Origin of the sequence: Priestia sp. TRN 1309, assembly GCF_050846875.1 — a bacterium.
Taxonomy (GTDB): Bacteria; Bacillota; Bacilli; order Bacillales; family Bacillaceae_H; genus Priestia; species Priestia zanthoxyli.
The window spans coordinates 483,579-502,813 of sequence record NZ_JBOZGM010000004.1 but is presented as its reverse complement, the minus strand read 5'-3'; the positions used below and the strand labels follow the sequence as shown (position 1 = coordinate 502,813).

The following is a 19,235-nucleotide window of genomic DNA, read 5'->3' as shown; positions in this document are numbered from 1 at the left end:
AAAGCTCTAAGAACGCAGTGTGTTCTTAGAGCTTTTTCAGATTTGTTTATCTGGAAGTGAGAAAACAGTTATGTTTATTACTCTTATTAAAAATTTTGCTGAATAGCTTGCTGTGCTTCGCGTAAATGTCTTAAGTGTTCTTCCATTCGATTTAATTCTTTATCACCAGACGCCGCTTCTTTTTGTTCATTAATTTGCTGCTGAACCATATTCAACTGCATTTGAGCTTTTTGAAAATTGGCTGCATCCAAATTCATCTGCCCTTGATAAACAGCCTGTTCAGCTAATTGTAATGCTTCTTTAATATGAGTGTATGAATTCATGCTTCTCACCCTTCTGTATAGTATTTACAGTTAACATGCGCTGGTTCTTCGTAGCTATACAAAAGGATTTAGAAATAAAATAAAAATTACGTAGTACAAGCTAAGCAGGTTGCATAGATTTATCATAGTTCAATTTATAAAATCTTAGAAGTGATAGAGGGTGGATTTATGTGGGGGCTTTTTTCAGCTATGTATTATTAGGGCTATCATTAGCTGCGCCAATCGGTCCAATCAATGCAGCTCAGCTTGATAAAGGAATTAAAAGTGGTTTTTTGCATGCTTGGTTCTTAGGTATAGGAGCAACATCGGTTGACGCTCTTTATATGCTTGTAGTTTATTTTGGATCCGTTCATTTTTTAAGTAGCGATTTTATGAAAACGTTTCTTTTTTCGTTTGGGTGCTTTGTATTAATTTATACAGGTGTTGAGGGGCTAATGGGTGCAGGGAGGATTACACAGCATAGAAAAACAAACGGTGATTCTGTGTTAAAGTGTTTTTTCTCAGGTTTTTTGCTGTCATTAACGAATCCGCTTACAATTCTCTTTTGGCTTGGTATTTATGGCTCTGTTTTAGCAAAAGCGGCTAATACATATGAAACTGAACAGCTTATCTTATATAGCTGCGCTATTTTTACGGGAATTCTGGCCTGGGATATTGCGATGGCAGCTTTAGCAAGCACGTTTCGACGATACTTAGCTGCGACGTTTTTAACTGCCGTGTCCGTTGTATCGGGGTTATCTTTAATAGGGTTTGGCCTATATTTCGGCTGGCAAGCCGCACAGCAATTAGGCTAAAAGAAGTGCTGAATCTAAAGTGTTTTCAGTACGTTGAAAAATAATAGAAAAGATGCTTCTTTTTACGCATAAATTTTTCAAACTATCACACACTACATCGAAGTGTGAGGAGTGATAGAGTGAAAAAGAAAATAGGCTGCGGAAGTCAAGTTGAAGGGAAATTAAAATGGTGGCAGCTGTCTTTAATCGGAGTAGGATGCATAATCGGCACAGGCTATTTTTTAGGATCAAGTATTGCCATAAAAGCAGCCGGACCCTCTGTTTTAATTGCTTTTTTACTAGCAGGAGTATGCACATTTATTGTATTTGAGGCGCTTGCTAAAATGAGTGCTCAAGATCCTCAAAAAGGTTCGTTTCGCTCCTATGCTAAAAAAGCTTATGGAAGATGGGCAGGATTTAGCAGCGGATGGGTGTACTGGAGTTCAGAGATGCTGATCATGGGGAGTCAGCTCACGGCTTTATCTCTTTTTACACGTTTTTGGTTTGAAGATATTCCACTGTGGGTCTTTGCCTCTATTTATGCTGTTTTAGGCATTAGTGTTGTATTAATCGGGACAAAAGGCTTTGAACGAATGGAAAATGTATTTGCTGTCACAAAAGTGGCTGCTATTTTAATGTTTATTGTATTAGCTAGTCTCGCTTTATTTGGATTTCTTGACGAAGGTGCAAAACAAGGAGTGCCGCGAACGATAAGTGAAGTATTTCCTCATGGATTTTTAGGTTTATGGGGCGCTTTGCTTTATGCCTTTTATGCTTTCGGCGGCATCGAAGTCATGGGAATCATGACGGTTCGTTTAGAAAAAAAAGAAGACGCACCGAAAGCGGGAAGAAGTATGCTTATTCTTCTTGGAATTATTTATATTGTTTCACTGAGTTTAGCTATTTTAATTGTGCCATTTCATGATTTTCATGGAAATCAAAGTCCATTTATAAAGGCTTTAGAAACATATCATCTTCCATTTTTTCCTCATGTTTTTAATGGAGCAATGATTATTGCGGGTTTCTCAACGATGTCAGCGTCTTTTTTTTCCGTAACAACAATGATTGTCACTCTTTCAGAAGATGGAGATGCTCCTGCATTGTTTTCAAAACAAAAACAGAAAAAGCTGCAGTTTCCTTTACCGGCTTTACTTTTAACAACAGCGGGATTAGTTATTTCTATTGTCCTTTCCTTGCTATTGCCCGGGAAAATTTATGAGTACATTACAACAGCAGCTGGACTGATGCTGATTTATAACTGGTTTTTTATTTTAATTTCGTTTCATCGCTTAATTAAACAAACCGTTTGGGATAAAGTAAAACAAGCTGTTGGCCTCTTATTAATCCTGCTAGCAGTAAGCGGTACGCTGTTAGAATCTGCAAGCAGACCAGGTTTCTTTGCAAGCTTAGGCTTTTTAATTGTTATAAGCCTTGTTATTTTAAAACTGCGCCATAAGTGGAAAGAAGAAGAAGCCGCTAGTTAACATATATTTAATCTTTATGAGGGACACTATGCACGTTGTACAATTACAAAATAAAAGGTGGTTATGATCATGCCAAAAAACAAGCAGACTCCTTCTTCACAAGTAGATCAAAAACAAGTAGTAGATGACAAAGCAAAAGCGCTACGAGAAAATAATTATGAAGATGGTCATATTCGCAAGATAACTCAAAGCGGGGCAGACGGCCAATAACAAAAAAAGACGCGTTCGCGTCTTTTTTTTGTTGAAGTGTATCCTTACCAACGATGAGCTTTTGCATTACTTCGCAAGATGATGTTCGTTTGAGACATCTCTGTATGTCCATTTACTTGGGACTTTGAACGCTTCGGTCTCGTCCAGTTGTGGCGGAATAGTTCTGAATGCTGATCTACATGATTTTTATCATTCATCATAATCACCTCAAGGATAGGATACTTTCACAAGATATTTGCGGTGAAATATCTCTCTTATAGAATGGGGTAAAAAAGAAGAAATACACCTAACACTTTTAACCATACATATAAAAGCAGTGCCTATTCATAAACTACAGAAGGCAACTTCTAACTTTAGGTTAAGCTTCGGATTTATAAGGGAAAAACTGCCTTAGTGGGGACTAAGGCAGTTTTTGCTGGAGGGATTAAACTTCAATAATGATGGGAAGAATCATAGGTCTTCTTTTCGTTTGGTTATATAAGAACTGTCCAAGGGTGGTCTTAATTTCTTTTTTCATGATGTTCCATTGGTGAACGTGCGCTTTTTGCAATTGATTTACAATTTTAGTCACTTGTCGATTAACGTCTTTTAATAGCTGCTCTGAGTCTCTTGTATAAACAAAACCTCGCGAAATTGTATCTGGACCCGACACAATTTTTCCTTCCGTTTTATTTAAAGTAATGACAATAACCAGCATGCCATCTTCTGAAAGCTGTTTGCGGTCACGTAAAACCGCATTTCCAACATCCCCAATGCCAAACCCATCTACATATACATTGCCTGCAGAGATTTTTCTTGTTTGAACAGCTGTTCCGCCCTTGATGTCGACAATATCACCGTTATTTATAATAAAAATGTTCGCTTTTTCCACCCCTACGGATTCTGCTAATAAGCTGTGGTGATGAAGCATTCGAAACTCACCGTGAATGGGGATAAAATACTTTGGCTTCATCAATGTAGCCATTAATTTTAGCTCTTCTTGATAGCCATGTCCTGATACGTGCATGCCTGTTGCGCTTCCTGAACCGTAAATCACATGAGCCCCGAGTGTGAAAAGACTGTCGACAATACGAGAGATATTACGTTCATTGCCAGGAATAGGCCCTGCTGATAAAATGACCGTGTCTTCAGGAAGAATCTCTACTTGTCGATGATTTCCGCTGGCTAATCTAGATAAAGCGGCCATCGGCTCGCCTTGGCTTCCAGTGCAGAGAATAGCGACTTGTTCAGGCGCAAGTGAATGTACTTCATAAGGTTCAATCAGCATCCCTTCAGGAATGGTTAAATATCCTTTCTCTAAGGCAACTGATACAACGTTAACCATGCTTCTTCCTAGCAGCGCAAGCTTTCTGTTCGTTTTAATCGCTGCATCGACAATTTGCTGTACGCGGTTAACATTCGAGGCGAAAGTAGAAATAATCACTTTTCGCTTTGCTTTACGAAAAGCTTCTTCTATATGTTTGCCAACTAGCTTTTCTGAAGGTGTAAATCCGGGGCGTTCAGCATTTGTACTTTCTGATATTAAAGCCAGTACACCTTCACTGCCGATTTTCGCCATTTTATGAAGATCTGGATATTGGTCGTTAACAGGAGTTAAATCAAACTTAAAATCTCCCGTATGTACAACAGCTCCTTCAGGCGTATGAAAGACAATTCCAAGACAATCTGGAATGCTGTGATTCGTTTTAAAAAAAGAAAGCGGAATATTGCCTAATGTAATTTCTGACTCTTCGTTGATTTCAATAAGCTCCGTCTCAGCAGATAATTGATGCTCCTGGAGTTTAATATCGATTAATCCGAGTGTAAGGCTTGTTGCATAAATGGGGAGGCTTAACTGTTTTAGAAGATAAGGAATACCTCCGATATGATCTTCATGACCATGTGTAACAACCAGTGCTCGAACTTTTTCTCGGTTCTCTTGCAAGTATGTAATATCAGGTATGATCAAATCAATTCCTAATAAACTTTCGTCAGGGAATTTAGAGCCACAGTCAATTACAATGATGTCATCATCATATTGAACGGCATACATATTTTTTCCTATTTCATTAATGCCCCCTAAAGCAAAAATGGATAGTGTGTTTCTATTTGTACTCACACTTAGTTCCTCCTATATTTTCAAAATGAATATGCAGAATTTCTACTCTTAGTATGAACATTTATTTCTGGTGCATTCTGTTAAATATGGAGATTTTATTTTTATTCAATATGAGGATGCAAGCAAAAAGAAAAGAAAGTCATTTTCCTAATACTACCTCTTATTTTCTTTTTATAACTCCATAAAATATAGACGTTACACATGGAGGTGGATGAAATGAGTAAACAAAATAAAAGCACAAACCAAGGAGTCAGCAGCAGTGCAGCAGCTCCTGTTGATAATGTGAATAAAAATATTTTATCAAACGATATTCATACAGATGAGCTTCAAAAAGCAAAAGCAAGTCGTCATAACAAATAAAAGAGTGACAGACAAAAGAGCAGCTTTGAGCTGCTCTGGATAAAATAGAGATAGGGAAGTGAAAAAACGTGTCAGAACACAAAAATTCTCAGTATAAAGAAGAAAATAAGTCAACGCCTAGTCGTCCTCTTGAATATAAAGAACGCGCAAACGAATCAAAGAGTACACGTCAAATGCTGCGCAGTATTCTCGAATATTCAAGTCGTTATCGTTAACAAATTTTACATATAATCATGGGCATATTTAAAAGGGAATGTCTCGACAAATATAAGGTATAAAGAACCTTTTTTGAAAAAATATATATTATTTACAATAAATTTAAAAAAATCATAAATGAACCTGCTATAATCCTCTTGAAAAGACAAGCGTTGCAAAAATTTGAGGGGAGCATTTTATATGCGGAAAAAATATAATCGCGTAGGTTATGCCGTTTTGACAATGTGTACAGCTTTATCTATCTCACTGCCTTTTACTACTCATCCAGCATCAGCAGAAAGCGCTGCTGACCCTGCACCAGAAATTAAAGCTTCTGTTGTAAATGAAAACAATGGTAAAAAAATCTTGTTTGATAATACCCATGGTCAAACGGCGGGTACAGCAGATTGGGTTATTGACGGAGGTTTTTCTGATTTTGGGAAAGGGCTGGCTGGCAGCGGGTTTGATGTAAAAGAGCTGCGGAAATCTACGCCGATTACATACAGTGACCTTAGCGGTTATAGTGTGTTTGTTGTGCCAGAAGCAAATATTCCGTATAAATCTTCTGAACAAGCTGCCCTTTTACAATATGTTCAGAACGGGGGAAGCGTCTTCTTTATTGCTGATCATTACAATGCAGACCGAAACAAAAACCGCTGGGATTCTTCAGAAGTTTTTAACGGGTACCGTCGTGGAGCATGGACAAACCCAGCAAAAGGCATGACAACGGAAGAAGCAAACTCTGAGGCAATGCAAAACGTAACAAGTTCTGACTGGTTAGCAAGTAACTTTGGTGTTCGCTTTCGCTATAATGCCATTGGTGATGTGACAGCCAATGATATTGTATCTCCTTCTCAAGCATTCGGTATTACGCTAGGTGTTTCCACCGTTGCTATGCATGCTGGTTCTACGGTTGCAATTACGGACCCAAACAAAGCAAAAGGAATTGTGTATCTTCCTAAGACAACGGCAAAATGGTCAAATGCTGTAGATCAAGGAGTGTATAACGGAGGGGGAAGAGCAGAAGGTCCTTTTGCTGCTGTTTCAAAAGTAGGGGCAGGTAAAGCTGCTTTTATAGGAGATTCTTCACCGGTTGAAGATGCTACACCAAAATATAAACGAGAAGATACAGGATCTTCTAAAACCACATATGACGGATTTAAGGAACAAGACGATTCTACACTGCTTGTAAATATGGTCAATTGGTTAGCGAAGCAAGAAAGCTATATTTCTTTGAATCAAGTATCAGGACTTCAATTGGATCAAGCTACAGCATTACTTTCGTCGGAAACGCCAAGTCAGTCCACTGAGCCTCAGCCAGAACCATGGTCTTCACCTACAGCAGGGTATAAATGGTACGATACGTCAACTTTTGCATCTGGTTCATATGGTTATAAAGGTGGAACTACGCAACCACCAACTGCTAGTGCTTACACATTTGAACATCAAGCCATTTTACCAACGAGCGGCGTATTCCAAATACGCGTAAAGGTAAGCGGGCTTTCAGCTAACACTGCGTACAGCACGTTTAATCTAGGTGTATATAACGGATCGGGAACTCAAATTGCTAAAGTCCAAAACGCAGATGGAAGCTGGCCGTCATCCTATGGATACAGCAGCAATTTTTCAATTACAACGGACGCAGCTGGAAATGGAGAAAAGGTTGTAAATGTCCAACTAAATCCAAGTGCAGCGGGGAGTGCTAATCTCCGTTTACGCCAAAGCAGTACGAACGCATATACAGAAGCTGTAACGGTAGGGAACGTAGCGGTTGAACCACTGCCTTAATAATAGTGAAAGCAAGCACTTGTGCTTGCTTTTTTGTTGTTGTATTTCCTATCTTTGAGGTTAAAGAAACGTCAGAGGAGAGGCTTATCCATAAAGGAGAAATATGATATCTTAGAAGAAAGAATGAAGTAAAAGGAGTCAGCTAATATGTCTAAATATAAAGAATTAGAGACAGGTTATCTAATGGATAAAATTAAAGAATACAAAGAATTAATTTGGAGAGTAGGGCCAGGAAGTGAAAGAACAATAGAAGCTGTTCAAGAGATTCAAGGAATGGAAAAAGAGTTAAAAGCACGGGATGCGGAATTTGAAGCTACGGATTGGAAAGCTTTTACTCAGGAAATAAGAGAGAACTACGATTTTATTTATTAAGAAGACACATTTATCATAATGTGCTTGAGATAAATATCTCCAAGTAGAAGGCTTTCTGTTTTCTACTTGGAAACGATAAAAGTAGTATGAAGACGATTAAGAAAAATGATCCAGTATCAATGAAGCAAGTAATCCAAGTGCAGCAATCAATCCTGTAATAGAACCTCCTTCTTCATAGGCCTCTGGCATCATTGTAGAACCTACCATAGCAATAATACCACCGCCGGCAAAAGCAGCAATAGCAGCCATAAGTGTCTCAGATGCATGATCTAAAAAAACAAAGCCTGTCCATGAACTAAAAGCTGAAATGAACAAAACAGCTGCCCATAGTAAAAAAATTTTCCTCTTAGAGAATCCGCTTTTTACTAGACCGGTCGTACTGGACAGTCCTTCAGGAATATTACTTATAAAAATAGCGATAACAAGAAGCCAGCTAACGGTTGCTTTTTCAATTAAGCTAGCTCCAATCATAATGGACTCTGGGATTGCATCCATGACGGTTCCTATAAATATAGCAATTCCAGAACTATTCGCGGCCATTTGTTTTGTAGACCTCTTTCTTTTATTCGCTCCTTGACGTGAAATTAGATAGTCTAAAAAAGTAAAAACGACAGCCCCCGCAAGGAACCCAAGAGAAGTAGCTTTTAACCCGCCGCTATGAACCGAGTCTCCAAGCAGCTCATAGGTAGATGCTCCAATTAATACACCCGTCCCAAAAGCCATAATATAACCAATTATCTTTTTGCCGATAGGCAAAAAAACTGCTGCCAAAGCACCAAGAAGGACAGCTGATCCTGAAATTCCGCCCCACATCGCAGCTTGCCACATGAAAAATCCCTCCTCATCTCTATTTTCTATGGATACTTTCCCTAAGAAAAGAAAGAAAAAACGTAAAAGTAGAAAAAAGGAATTTATTCGATTAAGTAATGGTTTCATTTCGTTATCCTTGTGAAAGAGAGTGTTCCAGCATCCAAGCTGAGACTATATTTATTTTAATATTCATAAAATTTTAATTATACTGAAATAAAAAACTATTTTACGAAAATGACTGATTTGACAGAGGTAAATGGTTTACTTAAGTGTTTTTCTGAAAAAAACAATTGTATTTCTGAGGAAAATTTATTATTATAAAATAAGTAATTATACAGTCGAATAGCTAAAAATAGAAAAAATAGTTTAGTTGTAAAGGTACTAGGTAAAAATGGAATGATTTAAAAACGACAGCTGTTCCATCAGAAACAGAAAGTATCTTTCCTAACAGAGCTATAACAAGTTTAGGAGGAGGAAATGGAATGGCAGACAAAGAGTTAAAAAGAGGCTTAGAATCTCGTCACATTCAAATGATCGCGCTTGGTGGAACAATTGGCGTTGGATTATTTATGGGATCAGCAAGCACGATTCAATGGACAGGTCCATCGGTATTGCTTGCTTACGCAATTTGCGGAATGTTTATTTTCTTTATTATGCGTGCTATGGGCGAAATGCTGTACATGGAACCAAGCACAGGTTCATTCGCTACATTTGGCCACAAATATATTCATCCATTAGCAGGTTATATGGCTGCTTGGAGTAACTGGTTTCAATTTGTAATCGTAGGGATGTCCGAAATTATAGCGGTAGGAGCATATATGCATTACTGGTTCCCTCATTTACCAGCTTGGGTGCCTGGTATTATCGCCATGTTGATTTTAGGCACAGCAAACTTAGTTTCAGTGAAATCATTTGGAGAGTTTGAATTTTGGTTTGCGATGATTAAAATTGTAACAATTATTTTAATGATTATCGCGGGACTTGGATTAATTTTCTTTGGATTTGGAAATGATGGAGACGCAATCGGGTTATCAAATCTTTGGGCACACGGAGGCTTCTTTGCAGGCGGATGGTCAGGCTTTTTCTTCGCGCTATCTCTTGTTATTGCAGCTTATCAAGGAGTCGAGCTAATTGGGATTACAGCTGGTGAAGCAAAGGATCCTAAAAAAACGTTAAGAAACGCAATTCAAAGCATCATCTGGCGCATTTTAATTTTTTATATTGGCGCTATTTTCGTCATCGTGACGGTATATCCTTGGAATGAGTTAGATTCTTTAGGAAGTCCATTTGTATCTACATTTGCTAAAGTTGGTGTTACGGCAGCTGCAGGTATCATTAACTTTGTAGTCATTACGGCAGCGATGTCAGGCTGTAATAGCGGAATCTTTAGTGCAGGACGCATGCTTTATACGCTCGGTGTAAACGGTCAAGCACCTAAATTCTTTACAAAAATTTCTCGCAACGGCGTTCCAATTTACAGTACGCTCGCTGTTATGATTGGATTAGTAATTGGTGTTATTTTAAACTACATCGCTCCACCTAATGTATTTGTTTATGTATACAGTGCTAGCGTGCTTCCTGGAATGATTCCTTGGTTCATTATTCTTATCAGCCAAATTCGTTTCCGTAAAGCTAAAGGTGCTGAAATGGATAGTCATCCTTTCAAAATGCCTTTTGCGCCTGTAACGAACTATGTAACCATTGCTTTTCTACTAATGGTGCTTGTAGGCATGTGGTTTAATGATGAAACGCGTATTTCACTTATTGTAGGGGTTATTTTCCTCGCTCTCGTTGTCATTAGTTTTTACGCATTCGGAATCAATAAACGTATGATACCCGATACAGAGAACGGTCAAATAAAGAAATAAATATGCTTTTTCATAATCGAAAAGCAAAACAAAAAAATGGCTGATAAAAGCCGTTTTTTTGTTTTGCTTAAATAAAAGACATAAGAAAAAATGTCATTAAATGCACAAAACGAAATACTCGTTCAAATGCAGGAGGAGAACGAGGAAGCAGGAGATGTTATTGATGTATTTATGAAAGAGTATAAAACAGAAGAAATTATTAAATAGCACGTAATTGAGAAGAATATTGAGTGGTTTTGTTGAATAAATAAAAAGAAAACACCTTTATTTTTTATTGAAAAAGAAACGGACGTAAGAAAACTTCTTGTTTATCAAGAAGTTTCTTTTGTATCTGAACCTTAGTTTGTATACGCAGGTAGGGGAGAGGTGATGAAGGTGAAAAAAATTGGTGAAGGTCACGTCTTTTTTATTATTCTCGGAGGCCTATTTATTTTAATAGGTACACTCTTTGCAAATACTTCTGTTTATTTTCTCATCTCCGGATGGATAGCAGCTGTCTGTTGTTTAGGAATCAGTGCTGTACTAAAGAAAGGAAAAACAAAATCAGTCAGTAAAGAAGATGAGCAATAATAATTTTTATATAAAGATGGAAATTAAATATATGAAAAGGAAGAATGGATATCCATTCTTCCTTAAGTCATGGTGTGTATGAAATTGTCTTAGAAACGTCCGCCGCCAAGTTGTTGCTCAGCTAATTGTACAAGACGTTTTGTGATTTCGCCGCCTACTGATCCGTTTGCACGTGCAGTAGTGTCAGCTCCTAAATTTACTCCGAACTCGCTAGCGATTTCATATTTCATTTGATCGATTGCTTGTTCAGCTCCGTATACTAATAATTCATTATTATTGCTGCTTTTATTGTTTGCCATTGTATTCAACTCCTTTCTGTAACGTTAAGGTGTGAATAAAGGAAGAAGAATATGCAACAAACTGATATTTATTTTATAAAAAACATATTTTTACGTCGTTTGCCCTTCTAGAAGCTTAACAGGAAGACAGATTTCACGGGGGACATTACTAAATTCTCCTTCAATTTCTTTTAGTAAAATATCAATGGCTGTTTGAGCAATCGATTCGATTGGCTGTTGAATTGTAGTTAAGCCAGGTAACAAAGTCTGACTGGCTTCTGTTCCATCATAGCCCACGATTTTTAAATCTTTTGGGATGCATTTTCCTCTTTTTTGTGCTTCAGCAACTACTAAAGCTGCAAGTAAGTCATCGCTTGCAAAAATACCATCTACTTCCGGATGTTCTTCAAAAACCTTAGAAATAGTTTCTCGCTGAATGTTGCGGTCAAAGGTATTTGAAATCTCATACGTGATAGGCTGTTTTCCGTACTGTTTCATCACGTTTTCATATGCTTTCCTTCTTAAGTTAGCTGGAGTTTCAAGTTTAAGGGGACCGTTAATATGAATAATATGCTTACAATCTTTTGAAATAAGCAATTCCGTGGCTTGTTCTCCTCCAGAATAGTTATCAGAAGATACGGTAGGAATATCTTTTGATAAATAATGATCGACTGCTACTACAGGAAGGCTTTGACTTTCGGAATCAAAAATACCTCTATTATAAGTAACGGCAATAACACCGTCTACCTGATTTCTGATAAGCATTTCTACATATTTTTTTTCTTTATCAATGCGATTCAGACTGTTACAAAGAAGTACTTTGTAGTTAAGGGAAGCACATATACTTTCAATATGAAAGGCTAACTCTCCGAAAAAAGGGTTGCTCGTTTGCGGGACAATCATCCCGATTAAATTTGTTCGCTTATTAAATAATGAACGCGCAATATCATTTGGGAAATAATTAATTTCTTTCATTGCTTTATAGACATTTTCTCGCGTTTCTTTGCTTATGTAACCACGGTTATTTAATACACGAGAAACTGTAGTCGGTGAAACACCTGCAATTTTTGCTACATCACTAATTTTGGCTTTCATCTAGTTTCCTCCTAATTTCTCCAAAACCTTGCTTTTATAGTATATATCTGCTATGGAAAAGCCTTAAAATAAATGCAATCAAGCGAGCAGCTTTCCAGTCGCTACGTTTTATTTTGATACATAAAAATCTATGTAAGGATTGTAAACGGTTTATTGAACAACTTAAACATACCACAAAGCCCACTTTTACGCCTAATACAAGCTTTTTGCAATATAAAATGTGAAACCGGTTGACATATGAAACCGGTTGACATAAAATCAAGTTGAAAGTGCTTTCATTTTGTTAGATAAAAGATTTTATATCTTAAGCTAAAGGGGTAACTAAAATGAAAAGTTCAAAAAGTTTATATTGGAAGCTGAGTGCATATTTTTTCTTCTTCTTTTTTACGTGGTCGTCGAGCTACTCTTTATTTTCTATCTGGTTAGGGCAAGAGATTAAGTTGAACGGATCAGCTACAGGCTTAATCTTTTCTGTAAACGCTATCTTTGCATTGTGTATGCAGCCTTTGTACGGATATATATCTGACAGGATAGGTTTAAAGAAACACATTTTATTTTTTATTAGCTGTCTTTTAGTGTTTGTAGGACCATTTTATATTTTTGTTTATGGGCCGTTACTTCAATACAATGTGTTGATAGGAGCTATTATTGGAGGCTTATATTTAGGAGTAGCGTTTTTGGCGGGCATCGGAGCGATTGAAACATACATAGAGAAAGTCAGCCGAAAATATAAATTTGAGTACGGGAAATCTAGAATGTGGGGGTCATTAGGATGGGCTGCAGCTACATTCTTTGCAGGACAACTATTTAACATTAATCCTCATATTAATTTTTGGGTGGCATCCGTTTCAGCGGTTATCCTAGTGGCTATTATTTTTTCTGTGAAGGTAGAAATGAGCAGCTATGAAATGGAAAAAGCTGAATCCGTCACGCTGAGAGATGTAGGTAATTTATTCTTATTGAAGGAATTTTGGTTTTTTATGATTTATGTTGTTGGCGTTACGTGCGTGTATGGGGTATACGATCAGCAATTTCCTATCTATTACGCATCTTTGTTTCCTACTGAATCGATAGGTAATCAAGTATTTGGCTACTTAAATTCGTTTCAAGTATTTTTAGAAGCCGGAATGATGTTCGCAGCACCGTTTATTGTAAATAAGATCGGTGCAAAAAATAGTTTGATTTTAGCAGGGTTTCTAATGGGATTTCGTATTATTGGGTCAGGACTTGTGGTTGGTCCAATTGGAATATCTTCGATGAAGCTTATTCATGCATTAGAACTTCCTATTATGCTCATTGCCATCTTTAAATATTTGGCAGCTAACTTTGACACGCGCCTATCTTCTATCCTTTATTTGGTTGGATTCCAATTCGCTTCACAAATAGGTGCTTCAGTTCTTTCACCCATAGCGGGAGGATTATATGATAGCGTAGGTTTTTCCCGTACCTATTTAATTATGGGAGGTATGGTTTTGGTATTTAACGTTATTTCCATGTTTACACTACTAAACTCTAAAAAACATAAGTTTATAAGAAAAGATGTACAAGAAAACACGCAGATTATATAGGGGGATATGATGATGTTAACGATAAATAAAATCGAGCAAGCTCAACGTTCATTAAATGAAGCAGAGAAAAAGGTAAATCATCAATATCGGTTAGGGTATCATATTATGGCGCCAGCGAACTGGATTAATGATCCGAATGGGTTGGTTCAGTATAAAGGAGAATATCATGTTTTTTATCAACATCATCCTTATGACGAGAATTGGGGACCGATGCATTGGGGACATGTCAAAAGCAAAGATCTTGTTCATTGGCAGCATTTACCGATTGCTTTAGCTCCTGGAGATACATTTGATAAAGATGGATGTTTTTCTGGAAGTGCCGTGGATAACGAAGGAGAGCTTACGCTAATTTATACAGGACATAATTATATAGACAAAGAGCTGGATACTTTTTTTCAAAACCAAAATATAGCTGTTAGTAAAGACGGCATTACCTTTGAAAAAGTAGAGGTCAACCCAGTTATTGCGGAGCCGCCGGCAGATAGTTCTCATCATTTTCGAGACCCTAAAGTATGGAAGCACGAGGATTTCTGGTATATGATTCTAGGAAACTCAACAAAGAAACAAGAGGGACGCGTTATTTTATACCGGTCTTCAAATTTACGAAAATGGGAATATGTTGGCGTCCTTGCTAAAAGCGATGGAGATCTAGGATATATGTGGGAGTGTCCGGACTTCTTTGAGTTAGACGGAAAGCATGTGTTAATGATTTCTCCTCAAGGGATAGAAGCAAAAGGTGATTCCTATCACAACCTTTTCCAAACGGGATATTTAGTTGGAGAATATAGTTATGAAACCAATACCTTTCATCATGGGTCATTTACTGAATTAGATCACGGCCACGATTTTTATGCTGTTCAAACGCTTTTAGATGATAAAGGAAGACGAATTGCAATCGGGTGGATGGACATGTGGGAAGCTAATATGCCAACGAAAGAGGATGGATGGTGCGGTGCGCTAACGCTTCCGAGAGAACTAACTTTAAGAGAGGATAAAGTGTTAATGAACCCCGTCCAAGAGCTGACATCACTTCGGAAAACTCAATATAATATGCTAACCAATAAAGCTCTTTCTGAAAGCTATGTAGTAGAAGTGAATGAAGATTTGCTAGAGATACAAGCTGTATTTGATTTAGCGGACTGCCAAGCTTCATCAGTAGGAATAAAAATTTGTGGAATAAACAATGAAGAAACGCTTATGTGTTATAACCTTAATGAGCAAAAGCTAGTGCTTGACTGTACTCACTCGGGAAAAGAAGATGGAGTGAGGAAAGTAGCGTTGCAAGCAGGTGAGACACTAGCTTTACGAATATTTGTGGATCGTTCTTCCATCGAAGTATTTGCAAACGAAGGACAAGCTACCATGACAAGCCGCATTTATCCAAAAGAAAGCAGGCTTGGAATTGAGTTATTTACTGAAGGAGGAGACGTAATCGTAAAAGAGTTAACGTATTGGAATTTAAAAGATATTTGGGGGTAAAATACAGAGGAAGAAGTATATTAATACTTCTTCTTTTTTGAGCATTTAATAGCTTGTCAACAAAGTGGCGGTATATAAATGGATAAGGCACTTTAGATTAAAAGTACGAGCAAATACGATATAATAGTAAAAGAGATAATGAATGAAAGAGAAACTGTCCTGCTCTAAGATGCCCAAAAGAAAGCAGGATAGAGCAGGGCTGCTGCACTTATAAAACCACGATCAGTAAAGAAAAGAGTTATGTTTTAAGACACAAGAAGAAAAGGAGATACGATGACTAATCAAAAAGAAACAGGATGGAATTTACGTAATAGCTATGCGGAGTTACCAAACATTTTTTTTACGCCTCTTGATCCTAATCCAGTGAGTTCACCTAAAATAGTCAAATTTAACGACTCTTTAGCCGCATCTCTAGGGTTACAAAAAGAACAGCTGCAAAGCCAAGAAGGAGTTAGCATTTTGGCTGGAAACAGTGTTCCAAAAGGTGCTTTCCCACTTGCACAGGCTTATGCAGGACATCAATTTGGCCACTTTAACATGCTAGGAGACGGACGGGCTATGCTGATAGGGGAGCAAGTTACGCCTTCGGGTGAACGAGTGGATCTTCAGCTTAAAGGCTCAGGCCGAACTCCGTATTCCCGGGGTGGAGACGGTCGTGCAGCTCTGGGACCTATGCTGCGTGAGTATATGATTAGTGAGGCGATGCAGGCCCTTGGTATTCCGACTACTCGGAGCCTGGCAGTCGTAACAACAGGCGAATCCATTGTTCGCGAAAAAGAACTGCCGGGGGCGATTTTGACGCGTGTAGCTTCCAGTCACCTTCGTTTTGGCACATTTCAATTTGCTGCAAAATGGGGAACAGTCGAAAACCTTCAAGCTTTAGCTGACTATGCATTAGAACGTCACTTTTCCCACATAGAAAAGAATGAAAAAAAATATTTATCATTGCTTCAAGAAGTGATTAAGCGTCACGCTACCCTAGTTGCTAAATGGCAGCTTATTGGTTTTATTCATGGCGTCATGAATACGGATAATATGACAATTAGCGGAGAAACAATTGATTATGGGCCATGTGCATTTATGGATACCTATGATCCAGAAACTGTATTTAGTTCAATTGATGTACAAGGGCGCTATGCATATCAAAATCAACCAGGCATTACAGGGTGGAATCTTGCGAGGTTTGCTGAAGCTTTATTACCTCTGTTGGATCAAGATATAGAAAAAGCAGTTGAAATAGCACAAAACGCCGTGACGGAATTTCCAAAATTCTATCGAGAAAACTGGCTGGCGGGTATGCAGGCTAAACTTGGGCTTTTTAACGAAGAAAAAGAAGATGAAGCATTATTCCAAGAGCTTCTTAGCATGATGAAAACCTATAAAGCTGACTATACAAATACATTTCGTGCATTAACTTTCAATAAGCTAGGAAAGAGTGACCTGTTTGAAAGCGAAGAATTTGCACAGTGGCAGGAGTTATGGCAGAAAAGACTAGGCAGACAAAAACAATCTAAAGCAGAGTCGGAAGAGCTTATGAAACATAACAATCCCGCTGTCATTCCTCGAAATCACCGAGTAGAAGCAGCGCTAGATGCAGCACAAAAAGGAGACTACAGCGTTATGGAAGATCTTCTAGAAGTGCTTTCTAGCCCATATGAATCGCCGGATCAGTCAGAGTATTGTACACCGTCTGCTCCGTCTAATCAGCCTTATCAAACGTACTGCGGCACTTGATTTATTTAGATAAGAACAGCTATTTAAAGACAGCATAAATGAAACCAAAAAGAGCTCTTTATAAAGAGCTCTTTTTGATTTCCTGAAAAATGTATGATTGATTAATTGAAATGATAGCGATTCCTTGGGAAGAGCTGCATAAAATTTAACAGTATAAAAGAATCAAAATAAAAAGAGATTACCTAATTCTTTTGTCTCTTATTATTACCAGTAGAAACTATTATATAATAAATTATTCCACTATTTCACAAAAAATACATTAACGATATTTTCTTGAAGCTTGGGTACTTTAACAGCTGTAGAAAAGCTTATAAAAGAATAGTAGGTTAAATATAATGATGAATTTGCCGATTTAATTAAAAAGTTAAAGATTTAAGACTTTATAACTAAATTAAAAAAACAAAGGGATAAAAAAGGGTAGGATCACTCCATTTTACCTATTTGACTTTTCAATATTATGCAAGTAATCTTGGAAAGGTAATGGAACCGGTTCTGTTATTTCACCAGATGGATATGACTTCTCGATACATAGAAAATGGATCACTTGTGAGTAACACAAGAAAAAGTATGATACAAAAGGGAGAAAACAGATGAACATTAAGAAAATCGCAAAGCGAACAACAGCATTATCTTTTGCTGCAGCTATGTTAGTAGGTGCTGGATCTCAAACATGGGCAGCTGAAAGCAATCATAAAGATACAAATAATAATTATAGAGTTTCTCATATTACACGTGATAACATGCTGAAAATTCCTCAGCAGCAAAAAAGCGAACAGTTTAAAGTTCCAGCTTTTGATAAAGCAACAATCAAAAATATTGCCTCTGCAAAAGGGTATGATAAATCGGGTAATTTAATTGACTTAGACGTATGGGACAGCTGGCCTCTGCAAAATGCTGACGGAACAGTAGCCAACTACCATGGTTACCAAGTTGTATTTGCGCTAGCAGGCAATCCTAAAGATGCGGATGATACATCTATTTATGTGTTTTATCAAGAAATAGGTGAAGAGTCGATTGACAGTTGGAAAAATGCAGGAAGAGTGTTCAAAGACAGTGATAAATTTGTACCGAATGACCCTCATTTGAAAAAACAAACACAAGAATGGTCAGGATCTGCTACTTTAACATCAGACGGAAAAGTACGCTTATTCTATACTAATTTTTCAGGTACAAACTATGGAAAACAAACTTTAACAACAGCTCAAGTAAATGTATCTCAGCCAAGTGCAGATACGTTAAAAATTGAAGGTGTTGAAGATCATAAATCCATTTTTGATGGTGATGGTAAAAAATATCAAAATATTCAGCAGTTTATCGACGAAGGCGCATATGGTTCAGAAGATAATCATACGTTGAGAGATCCTCACTATGTAGAAGATAAAGGGCATAAATACCTTGTGTTTGAAGCAAACACAGGAACTGAAGATGGTTATCAAGGGGAGGATTCTCTTTACAATCGAGCTTACTACGGTGGAAACAATCCATTTTTCCAATCAGAAAAAGAGAAATTACTGCAGAGTTCTAATAAAAAGAAAGCCTCTTTAGCGAACGGCGCATTAGGCATTGTAGAACTAAATAACGACTATACCTTAAAAAAAGTAATGGATCCACTGATTACCTCAAACACGGTAACAGATGAAATTGAACGCGCAAATGTATTCAAAAAAGATGGAAAATGGTACTTATTCACAGATTCTCGCGGGTCTAAAATGACCATTGATGGTATCGGCCAAGATGACGTATATATGCTAGGATACGTATCAAATACGCTGACAGGAAAATACAAACCGCTAAATGATACAGGACTTGTTTTACATATGAACCTCGATCCTAATGACAAAACGTTCACGTATTCACATTTTGCAGTTCCACAAGTTAAAGGAGACAATGTCGTGATTACAAGTTACATGACAAACAGAGGCTTCTATTCAGAGGAACACTCTACGTTTGCTCCTAGCTTCTTGTTAAGTATTAAAGGATCAAAAACAGCTGTTGTGAAAAATAGTATTTTACAACAAGGACAATTAACTGCAGATAAATAATTTTTAAAAACGAAAGAAAATGGCGACAACTGCTGCTGTTTTCTTTCGTTTTATTATGTAAGCAAAAATATGCTGTAACTGCAGTGCTAAGTAGAATGAAAAAGTAGTATATACAGATTCACAGTTATTCAAAGAAAATGAAACATTCAGACAGACTATAACTTTAAGAATGAAACCGGTTGACATGC

The 19,235-nt window shown here is 37.4% G+C and carries 19 protein-coding genes; 13 read left to right on the top strand and 6 right to left on the bottom strand.

The window, feature by feature from the left end:
* Window positions 1-86: 86 nt before the first annotated feature.
* Window positions 87-323 (bottom strand): hypothetical protein, encoded by a 237-nt coding sequence (locus tag ACRPLQ_RS18810; protein ID WP_033578506.1) that lies wholly within the window; start codon window positions 321-323, stop codon window positions 87-89.
* 170 nt (window positions 324-493) lie between these two features.
* Here ACRPLQ_RS18810 and ACRPLQ_RS18805 point away from each other — a divergent pair, with 170 nt between their 5' ends.
* The 3 genes from ACRPLQ_RS18805 to ACRPLQ_RS18795 all read left to right on the top strand — a co-directional run bounded on the left by ACRPLQ_RS18805 (window position 494) and on the right by ACRPLQ_RS18795 (window position 2,790).
* Window positions 494-1,117 carry a LysE family transporter gene (locus ACRPLQ_RS18805; protein WP_155008593.1) on the top strand — a complete coding sequence of 208 codons (624 nt, stop codon included), beginning with the start codon at window positions 494-496 and terminating at the stop codon, window positions 1,115-1,117.
* A gap of 119 nt (window positions 1,118-1,236) precedes the next feature.
* Complete coding sequence (locus ACRPLQ_RS18800; RefSeq protein WP_028413943.1) at window positions 1,237-2,580, top strand: amino acid permease; 1,344 nt, start codon at window positions 1,237-1,239, stop codon at window positions 2,578-2,580.
* A 69-nt stretch (window positions 2,581-2,649) separates the two neighbouring features.
* A complete protein-coding gene (locus ACRPLQ_RS18795; protein WP_013082476.1) occupies window positions 2,650-2,790 on the top strand; it encodes a hypothetical protein in 141 nt (46 codons plus the stop codon).
* Window positions 2,791-2,834: 44 nt separating this feature from the next.
* Here ACRPLQ_RS18795 and ACRPLQ_RS18790 read toward each other — a convergent pair whose 3' ends face one another.
* Window positions 2,835-2,987 carry a YpzG family protein gene (locus ACRPLQ_RS18790; RefSeq protein ID WP_014460817.1) on the bottom strand — a complete coding sequence of 51 codons (153 nt, stop codon included), beginning with the start codon at window positions 2,985-2,987 and terminating at the stop codon, window positions 2,835-2,837.
* Window positions 2,988-3,214: 227 nt separating this feature from the next.
* Window positions 3,215-4,888: a ribonuclease J gene (locus ACRPLQ_RS18785; RefSeq protein WP_034266664.1), complete on the bottom strand. Its 1,674-nt coding sequence runs from the start codon at window positions 4,886-4,888 to the stop codon at window positions 3,215-3,217.
* 216 nt (window positions 4,889-5,104) lie between these two features.
* On the opposite strand from ACRPLQ_RS18785, the gene ACRPLQ_RS18780 reads away from it, so the two are divergent.
* From ACRPLQ_RS18780 to ACRPLQ_RS18765, 4 genes are all read left to right on the top strand, one after another.
* Entirely contained in the window at window positions 5,105-5,248 is a 144-nt protein-coding gene (locus ACRPLQ_RS18780; RefSeq protein WP_165635728.1) for a hypothetical protein, read from the top strand.
* A gap of 68 nt (window positions 5,249-5,316) precedes the next feature.
* Window positions 5,317-5,463, top strand: a complete 147-nt coding sequence (locus ACRPLQ_RS18775) for a hypothetical protein (RefSeq protein WP_155017158.1) — start codon at window positions 5,317-5,319, stop codon at window positions 5,461-5,463.
* 181 nt (window positions 5,464-5,644) lie between these two features.
* Entirely contained in the window at window positions 5,645-7,231 is a 1,587-nt protein-coding gene (locus ACRPLQ_RS18770) for a DNA-binding protein (protein ID WP_155008590.1), read from the top strand.
* A gap of 147 nt (window positions 7,232-7,378) precedes the next feature.
* Complete coding sequence (locus tag ACRPLQ_RS18765; protein WP_028413940.1) at window positions 7,379-7,603, top strand: hypothetical protein; 225 nt, start codon at window positions 7,379-7,381, stop codon at window positions 7,601-7,603.
* A gap of 96 nt (window positions 7,604-7,699) precedes the next feature.
* On the opposite strand, the gene ACRPLQ_RS18760 is transcribed toward ACRPLQ_RS18765, so the two are convergent.
* The gene (locus tag ACRPLQ_RS18760; RefSeq protein ID WP_033578511.1) at window positions 7,700-8,431 is read right to left on the bottom strand and encodes a ZIP family metal transporter; all 732 of its coding nucleotides are present in this window, start codon (window positions 8,429-8,431) and stop codon (window positions 7,700-7,702) included.
* A 464-nt stretch (window positions 8,432-8,895) separates the two neighbouring features.
* On the opposite strand from ACRPLQ_RS18760, the gene ACRPLQ_RS18755 reads away from it, so the two are divergent.
* Window positions 8,896-10,281 (top strand): amino acid permease, encoded by a 1,386-nt coding sequence (locus ACRPLQ_RS18755; RefSeq protein WP_028413938.1) that lies wholly within the window; start codon window positions 8,896-8,898, stop codon window positions 10,279-10,281.
* A gap of 369 nt (window positions 10,282-10,650) precedes the next feature.
* The gene (locus ACRPLQ_RS18750) at window positions 10,651-10,851 is read left to right on the top strand and encodes a hypothetical protein (RefSeq protein WP_028413937.1); all 201 of its coding nucleotides are present in this window, start codon (window positions 10,651-10,653) and stop codon (window positions 10,849-10,851) included.
* An 89-nt stretch (window positions 10,852-10,940) separates the two neighbouring features.
* Here ACRPLQ_RS18750 and ACRPLQ_RS18745 read toward each other — a convergent pair whose 3' ends face one another.
* Both ACRPLQ_RS18745 and ACRPLQ_RS18740 read right to left on the bottom strand, forming a co-directional pair.
* The gene (locus ACRPLQ_RS18745; RefSeq protein ID WP_013058452.1) at window positions 10,941-11,150 is read right to left on the bottom strand and encodes an alpha/beta-type small acid-soluble spore protein; all 210 of its coding nucleotides are present in this window, start codon (window positions 11,148-11,150) and stop codon (window positions 10,941-10,943) included.
* Window positions 11,151-11,240: 90 nt separating this feature from the next.
* Entirely contained in the window at window positions 11,241-12,224 is a 984-nt protein-coding gene (locus tag ACRPLQ_RS18740) for a LacI family DNA-binding transcriptional regulator (protein ID WP_028413936.1), read from the bottom strand.
* Between the two features lie 326 nt (window positions 12,225-12,550).
* On the opposite strand from ACRPLQ_RS18740, the gene ACRPLQ_RS18735 reads away from it, so the two are divergent.
* The 4 genes from ACRPLQ_RS18735 (at window position 12,551) to ACRPLQ_RS18720 (ending at window position 19,047) form a co-directional block, all read left to right on the top strand.
* The gene (locus tag ACRPLQ_RS18735) at window positions 12,551-13,792 is read left to right on the top strand and encodes an MFS transporter (protein ID WP_028413935.1); all 1,242 of its coding nucleotides are present in this window, start codon (window positions 12,551-12,553) and stop codon (window positions 13,790-13,792) included.
* 21 nt (window positions 13,793-13,813) lie between these two features.
* Entirely contained in the window at window positions 13,814-15,271 is a 1,458-nt protein-coding gene (locus tag ACRPLQ_RS18730) for a glycoside hydrolase family 32 protein (RefSeq protein WP_328173813.1), read from the top strand.
* Between the two features lie 273 nt (window positions 15,272-15,544).
* On the top strand, window positions 15,545-17,005 hold the full coding sequence (locus ACRPLQ_RS18725) for a protein adenylyltransferase SelO (protein WP_099000032.1): 1,461 nt from the start codon (window positions 15,545-15,547) through the stop codon (window positions 17,003-17,005).
* Between the two features lie 590 nt (window positions 17,006-17,595).
* Window positions 17,596-19,047: a glycoside hydrolase family 68 protein gene (locus ACRPLQ_RS18720; protein WP_432236225.1), complete on the top strand. Its 1,452-nt coding sequence runs from the start codon at window positions 17,596-17,598 to the stop codon at window positions 19,045-19,047.
* The last annotated feature ends 188 nt before the right edge of the window (window positions 19,048-19,235 follow it).